Origin of the sequence: Novosphingobium sp. SL115 (genome assembly GCF_026672515.1) — a bacterium.
Lineage (GTDB): Bacteria > Pseudomonadota > Alphaproteobacteria > Sphingomonadales > Sphingomonadaceae > Novosphingobium.
Window position 1 is genome coordinate 1636633 of sequence record NZ_JAPPRG010000002.1, and the last position, 12787, is coordinate 1649419.

Annotated in this window: 12 protein-coding genes and 1 tRNA gene; 10 read left to right on the forward strand and 3 right to left on the reverse strand. The window is 60.3% G+C overall.

Going from position 1 to position 12787, the window contains the following annotated elements:
* Positions 1-84 precede the first annotated feature (84 nt).
* The 3 genes from OVA07_RS09475 (at position 85) to OVA07_RS09485 (ending at position 3506) form a co-directional block, all read left to right on the forward strand.
* Positions 85-1920, forward strand: a complete 1836-nt coding sequence (locus OVA07_RS09475) for a DNA polymerase III subunit gamma/tau (RefSeq protein ID WP_268171192.1) — start codon at positions 85-87, stop codon at positions 1918-1920.
* Positions 1917-2252, forward strand: coding sequence for a YbaB/EbfC family nucleoid-associated protein (locus OVA07_RS09480; protein ID WP_268171193.1), 336 nt, complete (start codon positions 1917-1919; stop codon positions 2250-2252). Before OVA07_RS09475 ends, OVA07_RS09480 begins: the two co-directional genes overlap by 4 nt.
* Positions 2253-2363: 111 nt before the next feature.
* Positions 2364-3506 carry an MlaA family lipoprotein gene (locus OVA07_RS09485; protein WP_268171194.1) on the forward strand — a complete coding sequence of 381 codons (1143 nt, stop codon included), beginning with the start codon at positions 2364-2366 and terminating at the stop codon, positions 3504-3506.
* A gap of 18 nt (positions 3507-3524) precedes the next feature.
* Here OVA07_RS09485 and OVA07_RS09490 read toward each other — a convergent pair whose 3' ends face one another.
* Positions 3525-4559, reverse strand: a complete 1035-nt coding sequence (locus tag OVA07_RS09490) for an SIR2 family protein (protein WP_268171195.1) — start codon at positions 4557-4559, stop codon at positions 3525-3527.
* 224 nt (positions 4560-4783) lie between these two features.
* On the opposite strand from OVA07_RS09490, the gene lon reads away from it, so the two are divergent.
* Together lon and OVA07_RS09500 are read left to right on the forward strand one after the other, a co-directional pair.
* On the forward strand, positions 4784-7189 hold the full coding sequence (gene lon, locus OVA07_RS09495) for an endopeptidase La (RefSeq protein ID WP_268171196.1): 2406 nt from the start codon (positions 4784-4786) through the stop codon (positions 7187-7189).
* A 204-nt stretch (positions 7190-7393) separates the two neighbouring features.
* Entirely contained in the window at positions 7394-7666 is a 273-nt protein-coding gene (locus OVA07_RS09500; protein WP_268171197.1) for an HU family DNA-binding protein, read from the forward strand.
* Positions 7667-7761: 95 nt separating this feature from the next.
* Here OVA07_RS09500 and OVA07_RS09505 read toward each other — a convergent pair whose 3' ends face one another.
* The gene (locus tag OVA07_RS09505) at positions 7762-8622 is read right to left on the reverse strand and encodes a hypothetical protein (RefSeq protein ID WP_268171198.1); all 861 of its coding nucleotides are present in this window, start codon (positions 8620-8622) and stop codon (positions 7762-7764) included.
* A 22-nt stretch (positions 8623-8644) separates the two neighbouring features.
* Positions 8645-9460 (reverse strand): 23S rRNA (guanosine(2251)-2'-O)-methyltransferase RlmB, encoded by an 816-nt coding sequence (rlmB, locus tag OVA07_RS09510; protein ID WP_268171199.1) that lies wholly within the window; start codon positions 9458-9460, stop codon positions 8645-8647.
* Between the two features lie 171 nt (positions 9461-9631).
* Here rlmB and OVA07_RS09515 point away from each other — a divergent pair.
* The 5 genes from OVA07_RS09515 (at position 9632) to OVA07_RS09535 (ending at position 12679) form a co-directional block, all read left to right on the forward strand.
* Positions 9632-9717 (forward strand) — tRNA-Tyr (locus tag OVA07_RS09515).
* A gap of 135 nt (positions 9718-9852) precedes the next feature.
* On the forward strand, positions 9853-10692 hold the full coding sequence (locus tag OVA07_RS09520; protein ID WP_268171200.1) for an alpha/beta fold hydrolase: 840 nt from the start codon (positions 9853-9855) through the stop codon (positions 10690-10692).
* Positions 10693-10742: 50 nt separating this feature from the next.
* Positions 10743-11492: a phosphatidylserine decarboxylase gene (locus OVA07_RS09525; protein ID WP_268171201.1), complete on the forward strand. Its 750-nt coding sequence runs from the start codon at positions 10743-10745 to the stop codon at positions 11490-11492.
* A 16-nt stretch (positions 11493-11508) separates the two neighbouring features.
* Positions 11509-12327: a CDP-alcohol phosphatidyltransferase family protein gene (locus OVA07_RS09530; protein ID WP_268172665.1), complete on the forward strand. Its 819-nt coding sequence runs from the start codon at positions 11509-11511 to the stop codon at positions 12325-12327.
* Positions 12328-12388: 61 nt separating this feature from the next.
* Positions 12389-12679 (forward strand): hypothetical protein, encoded by a 291-nt coding sequence (locus OVA07_RS09535; protein ID WP_268171202.1) that lies wholly within the window; start codon positions 12389-12391, stop codon positions 12677-12679.
* Positions 12680-12787: the final 108 nt, after the last annotated feature.

The window sequence follows — 12787 nt, forward strand, 5'->3', positions numbered from 1 at the left end:
TTATGCAACTTAACTGTCAATCCACCGATTCCGCACTTGAGGGCATTCGACATTCGCGGGCCAAGCGCTTAGTTATGGTCGGCAATGGCCGATTCCACCGATATGTTTGGCGATCCCGTTCCCGAGGGTGAAGGCCAGCCGACTGCTGCCGAACTGGAAGCAGCAGGCCAGTCCGCGATGTTTGGCGAACCCGCGCCGGTTCCAGCAGTCCCGCCAAGCCCGCCGCCACCCGTTGCCGCCGCGCCCGTCGTTCAGCCCTATCGCGTTCTGGCGCGCAAATATCGTTCGCAGACCTTTGCCGAACTGATTGGGCAGGATGCGATGGTGCAGACGCTGGCCAACGCGATCCGCCGCGACCGGTTGGCTCATGCCTTTTTGATGACCGGGGTGCGCGGCGTTGGCAAAACGTCCACCGCACGCCTGATTGCCAAGGCACTGAACTGCATCGGCCTTGATGGGCAGGGCGGGCCGACCATCGATCCGTGCGGACAGTGCGAACCGTGCCGCGCCATTGCCGAAGGCCGCCATATCGATGTGATCGAAATGGACGCTGCATCGCACACCGGCGTTGATGACGTGCGCGAGATCATCGAAGCAGTGCGCTATGCCGCTGTTTCGGCACGCTATAAAATCTACATCATCGACGAAGTTCACATGCTGTCGCGCAATGCGTTCAACGCCTTGCTCAAGACGCTGGAAGAACCGCCCGCGCATGTGAAATTCCTTTTCGCCACGACCGAGGTGGACAAGCTGCCGGTAACGGTGCTGTCGCGTTGCCAGCGGTTTGACCTGAAGCGCATAACCGCGCCTCTGCTGGCCAGTCATTTCGCCATGATCTGCGAAAAGGAAGGCGTTGAGGCCGAGGATGAAGCGCTGGGCATGGTTGCCGCTGCTGCCGAAGGTTCGGTGCGCGATGGCCTGTCCATCCTCGATCAGGCGATCAGCCATGCCGACCTGATTGGCAGTGACGATGGCAAGACACGCGTATCTGCCGATCAGGTGCGGCAGATGCTGGGTCTGGCTGACAAGACCATGCAGCGCCGCCTGCTGGAAGCAGTGCTTTCCGGGCACGGCGGCACGGTGCTGGAAGAAGTGGCGCAGCAATATGCGCTGGGCATCGAACCCATCGCCATGATGCGCGCGCAGATGGATGTGGTGCACCGCATCACGGTGGCGCAAGTGGGCGGGATTGGTCCCGATGTGCGTTCCACCGAGGAACGCGAAGCGCTGGAAAGCTGGGCCAAGGTTCTGGCTGCGGGGCAGCTTCATCGCCTGTGGCAACTGTTGCTGAAGGGTTATGAAGAAGTGAAGGTTGCGCCCGATCCGCTGGTGGCGGCGCAGATGGCCTTGCTGCGCGTGATGCATGCGGCTGAAATGCCCGATCCTGGCGGATTGGTGCGCAAGCTGGAAGAACTGGCATCGCGACCGGCAATTGCAGCTTCTGCGCCCGTATCGGGCGGCGGGGAAGGGGGATCGACCGATACGCCCACCAGCATGGCTCATCCGGCAAGCGAATCCGCCTTGCCTGCGGCGGCGGTCGATTGGCAGGCGTTGGTCGAGCAGGTGGAGCACGTCTCTCCGCTCGTCGGGGCAACGATGCGTCTGGCCGTGCGGGTTGTTGACCTGAAACCCGGACAGTTGCGTTATCAACTCGCGCCGGGCTTGCCGGGCGATCCGGGAGCCGATATCCGACGCGCGCTAAACCACATTACGGGCGATGCCTGGGTGGTTGAGCAGGCATCGGGTCAGGCTCTGCCCAGTCTTGAGGAAGCCAAGGCCCAGAAAGCCGAGGCTGATGATGCCGCATTGAAAGAAAATCCGCTGGTGAAGGCCGCGCTGGAAGCCTTTCCGGGCGCGGTGATTATCGATGAAGACAGCTCGCGAGAGCATGAGAAAAGACCCTGGAGCAAACGCGCATGAAGTCGATGGAAGAGATGATCCAGGCCGCCCAGCAGGCGGCGCAGACCATCCAGAAACAGATGGAAGACGCCCAAGGCCGTCTTGACGCGATCGAGATTGAAGGCGTGGCCGGTGGCGGTCTGGTGCGGATCAAGGCTTCGGCCAAGGGGCGCGTGATCGGCGTTTCGATTGACGACAGCCTGATGGCCGCGTCCGAAAAGGGCATTCTGGAAGATCTGGTGGCCGCGGCGTTCAACGATGCCCGCACTCGTGCTGATGCCACGGCGGCAGAAGAAATGCAGAAGGTGCAGATGGCGGCGGGCATTCCGCCGGGGTTCAAGCTGCCGTTCTGAACGGTTGGTCCCATCTGGTTAATGAATTTGCGACGAAAGGCTTGCGGTTAGGCAAACCGCAAGCCAATGCTTTTGCTCGAAACAAATTGATGAACAGGATGGGGATTTCGCTTGAGTATTTCTTTGCTTGCCAGTGCCGCTCTGATTGTTGCACCTGGAGCCTTGGCAGGCGAAGCTAATTTTCAGGCTGCCAGTGTGCAGGAATCCGCGCCGGTAACAAACTGCACAGCGCAGCAGTCCCCGCTGGCTGGCGCAAGTAATGATGCCGGGCAAGCTCCTGAGTCCCCGCTTGTTGATGCGCCGTCTTCGCCGGTTGTCCTGCCGCAGCCCAGTTTCGGCACCGCCAATGTCAGAAGCAGTGGCGCGCAAGCGCCTTCCGCACCGCCGCCGCTGGATGAAATCAGCCAGCAGGCGCCTATCGTCGTTTCGGGTGACAAGGCACCGCCACAAGACCCGATGCAGTCGGTCAATCAGGCATCCTATGACGCCGTTCAGGCTGTTGACGGCGCGCTGGTTGCGCCTTTGGCGGCGGGCTATGAAAAAGCGGTGCCTGGCCCCATCCGCACCGGGCTGCGCAATGTCCTGCTCAACCTGACCGAACCCATTGTTGCGTTGAACTTCCTGTTGCAGTTGAAGCCGGGCAAGGCGGCCGAAACGGTGGGCAGGTTTGCGATCAATTCCACCGTGGGTATCGGTGGGCTGATCGATGTGGCCAAGAAAAAGCCCTTCAACCTGCCGTACCGGCGCAACGGCTTTGCCTATACCATGGGTTATTATGGCATTGGTTCAGGGCCTTACATGTTCCTGCCGCTGGTCGGGCCAACCACCTTGCGCGATGCCATCGGGCTTGGGCTGGACCGCTTCCTGATGCCATTTGCGGTGGGCGGACCTTTGCGCCACCCGGCTTATGTCTATGGCGGTTTCGTGGTCCGTTCGCTGGATGACCGGGTGGAGAACGATGCGCTGTTCAAGCGCATTCGGGAAGAATCCAATCCTTATGCCAGCTATCGCGAACTCTATCTGCAAACCCGGCAGGCTGAAATCGATGCCTTGAAGGGCAAGGCCGACTTCCAGCGTGAAGGCAGCATCGTCCTGCCACCGACTGCACCTGCGATTGCCCAGCCTGTTGTCCAAACACCTGTTGTCCAGACGCCTGTTGCCTCGGAACCTGTGGAAGCAGCGCCACTTCGCCCTGTTTTCGTGTCAGAGCCGGTCGTCCAGCAGTTGCCTGAGGGGTATCGTCCGCGCGGTTGACCGGTCGCCGGCGGCCAATCAGCTTTCCAGCAGCAGCGAAAAATCGCGCAGCATTTCCCATGCCTTGCCGGTGGACATCATCAGCAGGCCATCGGATTCCAGCCCGGCCAGACGCTTTATCATCTGTGCCACAGTGGCTGTGTTTCCCGGACTCATGCCATATGTCGAAACCAACACTTCGGGGTGGTGCGAAAGGCTGTTTTCGAATAACAGGTCCACGTTCTGCGGCTGAAATCCAAAGCCCAGAAACGCCAGTCGCTTGGCCCCTGCCACAGCCATCCGCACTTCACGCAGCGCGTTGCGGTCCTGGCTGCGTTCGTTCAGCGATTTGAGCTGGCCCGATATGGCGTGGATATTCCACGGCTGTTCCACGCCCCATTCGGTTTGCGGTGCGTCGCCCTGTTGCCAAGGCAACTGGCCGATCATGCCATGGGGGTGAATAATCTGCAGCTTTTCGGCGATCACCTGCTGTGCTTCCTTCAGGTCGATCCCATAGGCCATGACCAGCGCATAGGGCAGGAAGTGTTCAACACAGCGGTCGTAATTGAAATTGATGATCGTGACCTGTTCCAGCGTCTGCGCGATGCGGCTGCGCGGCACGCCGGACGTTATCAACTGGCCCAGTTGATAGATCCAGCATTCGGCGATTTTGCCCTGCAGCGGCAATTCTCCCGGCACACGCGGCGCATCGCGCAGGCTTGAGCGCGATTCGGCCTGCCCGATGAAAAATGTCACCGCCAGCTTGCCGCAGGCCAGCACCAGCGGATCATGGTCGTATTGTTCCAGCACGGTATCGATTGAACGGCCAAGACGGCAGGCGTTGCGCAATCTTTCCGCTGCGGCAGCGACATCTTCCACCGGCTTGTTCATCCGCTCGGCCAGCTTGTAGATATTGCGCAGCAGCAGCTGGCCGTCGCGGGTCGACGTATCGGATGCCGTCCGTTTGAAATCGTAGCCCTGAATGATGCGGGCAAGTAGTTCTGAATTTGTGGGAAATTGCAGTTCGGCACTGGCTCCGGCACCGACGATCAGCGTTGTCTTTGTTCGCAACATTCTGGTGACTGTCCCCCCAGCAGTCACACGGCAATGCGGCATCATACCTAATATCCGGTTTACGCAATCGTATCAGATATGCGATTCATCCTGCGCCTGCGAAGCGTTGTTGTTGCGGTGATCCACAACCGAAGTGGCAAAAGCCATTGCGAGCGGGGCGGGGCACCCCCATATCCGGAAAAAGCCCCCGGCAACGTGCCGGGCAGGATGGAACAGAAGTGCTCATGAATCTCTACCCCCTTCTTCCCTTGCGCGACATTGTGGTTTTCCCCGGCATGGTCGTTCCCTTGTTCGTGGGGCGTGAAAAGTCGGTAGCGGCGCTTGAGGCGGCCATGGCCGGCAACAAGGATATTTTCCTTCTGGCGCAGCTTGATCCAGGCTGTGACGATCCTGACCGTGATGATCTTTATGATACCGGTGTTGTCGCCAGCGTTCTGCAACTGCTGAAACTGCCTGATGGCACAGTGCGCGTGCTGGTCGAAGGGCGTGACCGGGCAACGCTACAGTCGTTGCGCGAAGAAAGCTCGGCCAATGGCCCAATGCTGGTAGCGCAGGTCGAACCGCAGGAACCGGTGATTGCGCAAAGCACCGAAGTTTCCGCCATGATGCGTTCGGTGGTCGATCAGTTTGCCGAATACGCCAAGCTGTCCAAAAAGCTGCCGCAGGACGCAGGTGGCCAGTTGGGCGAGATTGAAGAAGCAGGCAAACTGGCCGATTCCGTGGCCGCAAACCTTGCCGCAAAGGTGGCCGACAAGCAGGCCGTGCTGTCTGAAACCGATCCGCTGAAGCGCCTCGAAATGGTGCTCTCCTTCATGGAGGGCGAACTGGGCGTCCTGCAGGTTGAACGCAAAATCCGTGGCCGCGTGAAGCGCCAGATGGAAAAGACCCAGCGCGAATATTACCTCAACGAACAGCTTAAGGCGATTCAGTCTGAACTGGGCGGCGGCGATGATGGTGAAGCCAACGAAATTGCCGAACTGCAGGACAAGATCGACAAGCTGAAGCTGTCCAAGGAGGCCAAGGCAAAGGCGCAGGCCGAGCTGAAAAAGCTCAAGACCATGCAGCCGATGAGCGCGGAAGCCACCGTCATCCGCAACTACCTCGACGTGCTGCTGGGCCTGCCATGGGGCAAGCGTTCAAAGCTGAAGAAGGATATTCCGGCTGCGCAAGCGGTGCTGGATGCCGATCATTACGCGCTGGAAAAGGTAAAGGACCGGATCGTCGAATATCTGGCGGTTCAGGCACGCACCAACAAGCTGAAGGGGCCGATCCTGTGCCTCGTCGGTCCTCCGGGTGTGGGCAAGACGTCGCTGGGCAAGTCGATTGCCAAGGCCACCGGGCGCGAATTCGTGCGCCAATCGCTTGGCGGCGTGCGCGACGAGGCTGAAATTCGAGGCCACCGCCGCACCTATATCGGTTCGCTGCCGGGCAAGATTGTCACCAATCTGCGCAAGGCTGGTGCTTCCAACCCGCTGTTCCTGCTGGATGAAATCGACAAGTTGGGGCAGGATTTCCGGGGTGACCCGGCATCGGCGCTGCTTGAAGTGCTGGACCCTGAACAGAACGGCAAGTTCCAGGATCACTACCTTGAACTTGATATCGATCTGTCGGACGTGATGTTTGTCTGCACGGCCAACAGCCTCAACCTGCCGCAGCCGCTGCTTGATCGCATGGAGATCATCCGGCTTGAAGGCTACACCGAGGACGAAAAGGTCGAGATTGCCGAACGCCATCTGGTGCAAAAGCAGGTCGAAGCGCATGGGTTGAAGAAGGGTGAATTTACCCTGACGCAGGAAGCCCTGCGCGATCTGATCCGCTATTACACCCGCGAAGCCGGTGTCCGCACACTGGAGCGTGAAGTTGCGCGCCTAGCCCGCAAATCGCTGCGTCAGATCCTTGAAGGCAAGGTCAAGTCGGTTACGATCACCCCTGAAAATCTTGATGATTTTGCCGGTGTGCGGAAATTCCGCCACGGCATGTCGGACGAGGAAAATCAGGTTGGCGCGGTGACCGGTCTTGCGTGGACCGAGGTTGGCGGCGAACTGCTGACCATCGAAAGCGTGACCGTGCCGGGCAAGGGCGCGGCAAAGACCACCGGCAAGCTGGGCGAAGTGATGAGCGAGAGCGTCCAAATGGCGTTCAGCTTCGTCAAGGCGCGCAGCCCGGCCTATGGCATCAAGCCTTCGATCTTCCAGCGCAAGGATCTGCACATCCACCTGCCCGAAGGCGCCGTGCCCAAGGACGGGCCAAGCGCGGGTATCGGCATGGTCACCGCCATGGTTTCCACGCTTACCGGCATTCCGGTGCGGGCAGACGTGGCGATGACCGGCGAGGTTACGCTGCGTGGCCGTGTTTTGGCGATTGGCGGGCTGAAAGAAAAGCTGCTTGCGGCCTTGCGCGGGGGCATCAAGACCGTGCTGATCCCGGAAGAGAACCGCAAGGATCTGGCCGAAATTCCCGCCAATATCCGCGAAGGGTTGGACATCATTCCTGTTGCCCACGTTGATGAAGTGCTGGCGCGTGCGTTGACTGCGATGCCGGAGCCTGTCGAATGGACTGAAGCCGATGACCTTGCCACGCAACCGGCCCCGGTCGCTGCGGCACCGGTGTCGTCAAAGACCGCGCATTGAAGTTTGGGGCAGGCGACACGGCATAACCTCGTCAGCCTGCCCAGACGACAAAGTGTTGGGTCAAGTGCCGGATTTCGGGGTGGAATCCGTGGGTTTCATCGCATTTGGCTTTGACAGGCGGGCGGTTCTCCGCTCTCTTCCCGCGCACCCGAAAGGCGATTCAAACCCAAACTTTCCCAAGAAAAAGATTTAGGGGGTTCCGCAATGAACAAAAACGATCTGATCGGCGCAGTTGCCGATGCCAGTGGCCTGTCGAAGGGCGATGCGACCAAGGCTGTAGAAGCTGTTTTCGAATCGATCTCCAGTGTGCTGGCAAAGGGCGAAGAAGTGCGCCTGGTCGGTTTCGGCACTTTCTCGGTTGCCAAGCGCAAAGCGTCCACCGGGCGCAACCCGCGAACTGGCGAACCGATGTCAATCAAGGCTTCTGCCCAGCCCAAGTTCAAGGCTGGCAAGGGCCTGAAAGACGCCGTGAATTGACGGTATAACGGTGCGGTATCCGCTGCGCCGATGGCATTGAAAAAGCCGCGCTGCTCGCATGAGCCGCGCGGCTTTTTCTTGCCCGTCCCGATTGTTCAGTGGGCGATTTTTATCAGGGCCGTGGGCGCAGCAGTGGTGCGGGCGTTCACTTTCCACTCCAGCTTGCGCCCCAGCGGCGAAGATACCGGTCCGTCATCGGTGTTGTTGGCCAGAATCTCGCCATCGCTGACCAGCGTCAGCACACCGTCCAGCACTGGCTGGCTATCGCCACCGTTTCTCCCGCTCTTTTCGTCCGCCACAGCAGCGGCCATGCCCATCAGCGGAGAATTTGATGCGTTCGACGCGAAAGCAGGCGCTTCCACCCTGACGCTGCCGTCGACGCGGCGGATGATGGTGACAAAAGGCGCAACCATTGGGAATTTTTCGATGGTGGGGAAGGTGAAGTCATGATCGAGGCGGCCCGCTATTGCGAACTCTACCTCGAAACGGCCATCACCCTTGTCGATCACTGACTTCCACCCTTTCTGGCGGCGCAGTCGTTCGGCAAATTCCTGTGCGGCGCGTGGATCGCTGGGGTCCAGCCCGCCGAACATGGTCTTCATCATCTTTTCTTCGGAAGCCTTGCGCTCTTGTGCCGCGGCTTTGTTGGCTACCTGTTCATCGTCCCATACCTGCTTCTGTTCGGCCAGTTCGTCATCCGTGCAGGTGCGTTCCTCGCCGGTTTCGTCGTTATAGCAGGTCGACGGCTCGAACGTTGCATCAGCCGTGTCCTTGTTACGTTCGTTCGCAGCCATTTTGGACAGCGCCAGGACATGAATGTCTCCTTTGTAGGAGAAATCGAACGACCCGTCCTTGCGCAGGGCAATGTCGGACACGAACTTGCCGGGCAGCAAGACGCATCCGGCCAGCAGGATAACAGCAGCCAAAGTAGCCGCAATTGCACCATAACGCCGCATAATTCCCTCCCTCAGGCGTGCTTCAGTCGTCGCGGGTGGCGACTGCATAAAGCGCAATTGCCGCAGCATTCGAGACGTTCAGGCTTTCAATCGCCGAAGCAATCGGGAGGCGCGCGATCGAATCGCAATGCTGGGCGACATTGTGGCGCAGGCCTTCGCCTTCCGCGCCCAGCACCAGCACCACTGGCCCGGCGGGAACCGCGGATGGGAACACCGCCTTGCCATCGCCATCAAGGCCGATTCGCCAGTATCCGGCTTCGGACATGCGTTCCAGCGCGCGCGAAAGGTTTACCACCCGCACCCATGGCACCGTTTCCAGCGCACCCGATGCCGATTTGGCCAGCGTGCCCGATTCGAGCGGGGCATTGCGGTCCTGCGTGACCAGCGCGGCCACGTTGAACGCCGCGCACGACCGCAGAATTGCGCCGACGTTGTGCGGATCGGTGACCGAATCGAGCACGACAAGGGTGCGGCCGTCCGATTCTTCGAGAACGTCATCCAGCGCCACATCATCCAGCGGCGCGCAATCCAGCACAAGTCCCTGATGTGGCGCGTCGCGCGCAACCAACCGCCCCAGATCGGCCGCCTGTGCGTATTCCACAGGCAGCGATGCGGGCAGTTCGGCATCGTGCGCGTCCAGCATGGCCTGAATCGCCTCGCGCGTTCCCCACAGTTTCTTGGCGGTGCGATTGGGGTTGGTCAGCGCCGCTTCGATGGCGTGGCGGCCCCACAGGCGGATCGCGCCCGCACTGCCCCGGCCAGAGCCGCGCCCGCCCTGCATGCGCCCTGCACGGCCGCGCAGGGCCTTTCCTTTGGGTTGATCGTCGTGGCGGGGCATGTGGCACCTTTTCCTGAAGCATTGAATAATTCGTGCCGCGCATGCCAGCCTACCCATTGACAGGCAAGAGATGCTTCGCCAAAGGGACCGCCTCTCGGCCGGACGGTCTCCTCGGAGATCATCAAAATCGGTCTTCCTTTCGAGGAAAACCGGCACCGGCAGCACTGGTGTGGACAGGTGGCCGAGTGGTTAATGGCAGCAGACTGTAAATCTGCCCGCGAGAGCGTACGCTGGTTCGAATCCAGCCCTGTCCACCACCGCCGCCCCTCTGGCAGCCGCCCTTCAGGGGCGGCAATGTTGCAAATAAATTCATGCAATCTGGATGATCTGTCGATTTAATCGACCAATTAATATGCATTGCATGTGGAGCGTCGTTGCGTCAGTCATGGTGCATGACCACGATCAGAATTCCCGTGCAGGGCGGGTTGCACATCATTGCCGACGAACTGGGCATGCGCGGCGCGCCGACGGTGATACTGGGGCACGGTGGCGGCCAGACGCGGCATAGCTGGGACCGGGCGGGGCATGAGCTGGCTGCGGCTGGCTATCATGTCATCAATTATGATCTTCTGGGCCATGGAGAGAGCGAGTGGGAGCCGGAGGGTGACTATTCCTATCGTCGGCGCGCCGCTGATCTTGCTGCGATCCGCGATCTGGCGGGCGACAGTTTTGCCTTCGTTGGCGCTTCATTGGGCGGCCTTTCGGCGATGGCGGCCGCGTGCCACGGCACTGTGCCAGTGGCGCTGGTGCTGGTTGATGTGGTCGCCCGACTGGCCGAAGAAGGGGTTGATCGCATCGTCGGATTCATGACGGCCAATCCCGATGGCTTTGCTTCGCTGGAAGATGCGGCGGACGCGATTTCGGCATACTATCCTGATCGACCGCGCCCAACGCGGCTCGACGGGCTGCGCAAGAACCTGCGGCGGGGCGATGATGGCCGCTTTCGCTGGCACTGGGACCCCAAATTCTTGACGACCGGGCGCGAACATGGATCGATTCCCGACATGCTGGATGCGGCGGCATGGACCGCCCACATCCCCACATTGCTGGTGCGCGGCATGAAATCGGACATTGTGACGAACGAAGGTGTGGCCGACCTTTCCACCCGCATTGCCCGGCTTGAGGTGGCCGATATCAGTGGGGCAGGGCACATGGTTGCCGGTGACCGGAACGATCAGTTCAACGCCGCGGTCATCGGCTTCCTGGGGCGGGTCATGCCGCCCGGTGCGTAGAATCGGGAAGTTTGCTTGTCCCCGCGCATGGCAACGCCTAGATGGGACAAATGTCTGGTGAAATTCTCGATAACCGTGGTCGCGGCACCGCCGGATGGTCTTGGCCATCCATCCATCCCGAAGGGCGCAAGTTCGCGCTGATTTCTGCGGTTGCCAGTGGCGGCGCGGCATTCATGGCATGGGAAACCATTGCCTGGCCGCTCGCTTTTCTGACGATTGGCATTCTCGCGTTCTTTCGCGATCCGGTGCGGGTAACCCCGCGCGATGACAAGTTCGTGGTGTCGCCCGCCGACGGCCTGATTACGCTGATTCAGAAAGTGCCGCCCCCGCGCGAACTGTGTGCGGAAGATGGCAGTGGCGTTCGCGGGATGAGCGATGCGCCGGTCACGCGCGTATCGGTGTTCATGTCGGTGTTTGACGTTCACATCAATCGCTCGCCGATCGCAGGGACGATCCGCCGCGTGGTCTATATCCCCGGCAAGTTCCTCAATGCCGACCTCGACAAGGCGAGTGAAGAGAACGAGCGTCAGCACTTTCTGGTTGAGCGCCCGGACGGTGTGCAGATCGGCTTTACCCAGATCGCAGGCCTGATTGCACGGCGCATCGTTCCGTTCGTCAAGGGGGGCGATATTGTTGCCGTGGGCCAGCGCGTCGGGCTGATCCGCTTTGGCAGCCGGGTGGATGTCTATCTTCCTGCCGGGACTGAACCCAAAGTGCTTATGGGGCAAAAAGTTGTCGCCGGTGAGACGATTCTTGCAGAGATCGGCGAAGCCCCGATGATCGAAGGTATTGGCCAATGAGCCGGAGCCAGTGACCATGGACACCGGGGATGACGTCTTCAGTGGCGATGATTTCGGTCGCCGCCGCTTGCCTCGCGGGCTGACCTTGCGGGCGCTTGTTCCCAATGCGATCACTTCGGGCGCGCTGTGCTGCGGACTTACCGGCATTCGCTTTGCCATCGGGGGTGATTTCAAGTCTGCGGTCATGGCTGTGATTCTCGCCGGGGTGCTGGATGGCATCGATGGCCGGGTTGCGCGTCTGATGAAGGCGCAATCGCGCTTTGGTGCGGAACTCGACAGCCTGTCCGACGCGATCTCTTTCGGTGTGGCGCCGTCGCTCATTCTGTATCTGTGGGCGTTGCAGGACATGCCGCGCTTTGGTTGGTTTGCTGCGCTGGCGCTGGCCGTGTGCTGTGCGCTGCGTCTTGCCCGGTTCAATGCGCGTATCGACATGGCCGAACAGCCACACAAAAGCGCCGGTTTCTTGACCGGCGTTCCTGCGCCGGTGGGGGCAGGGCTGGCGTTTCTGCCGCTGTATCTGTGGATTGCCAGCGGGCGCGAAGAGTTCCGCGATCCCATTGGCATTGCTGCCTGGACCGCACTTATCGCGTTCCTGATGATATCCAATCTTGCGACGTTAAGCTGGACTTCGTTGAGGCCGCGCCGGGCGATCCGGCTAGAAGTGATTGCCCTGTTTGGGCTGGTGATTGCCGCCCTGCTGACCGAGCCGTGGCTGACGCTTGTCGGGATCTGCGCGGTTTATATGTTGATGGTGCCTGTTGGTATCGTGCGTTACGCCCGTTTCAAGCGGCAGCGCGCAGAACCCGAACGACACGAACCGCTTCCCCGCGCCTGATCGCGCGCCGCATCAGGCGGCGTGTCTGCGGAACACCCCCCACCGGCGTCGAAGGCGCTGGATGCGCGGTGATGTGGAACAGAAATTCACGGTCACGCTGCAACGTGCGGTACTCAGCGATAAGCGCCAAAATCTGCCCGCGTCGTCCCTGCATTGTCACGACAATGGCGCCAATTGCGAAAGTGGCGGCGGCAGCGAAAAGCATGGTGCACAGCAGAGCGAGCATGGGCGCGTTTCCTTGGCTTTTTCCCTTGTGACACGGTTCCTGTTTGACCAGGAAAGGTCTGTGGAAAACTTTCGAGTTGCTGTAATGTTCCTGACGGAGCGAGAACTGATTCGGTTATGGAGCTAATGTTCTCCATTTGTTCCGTTCCGTCAAGCGCAAAAACTGCGCGTATCGGCCTGTTCGCTTGATTTCTTCTGCATCACGCAGACTTTTGCCCAAATCCGGGGTGGCTTT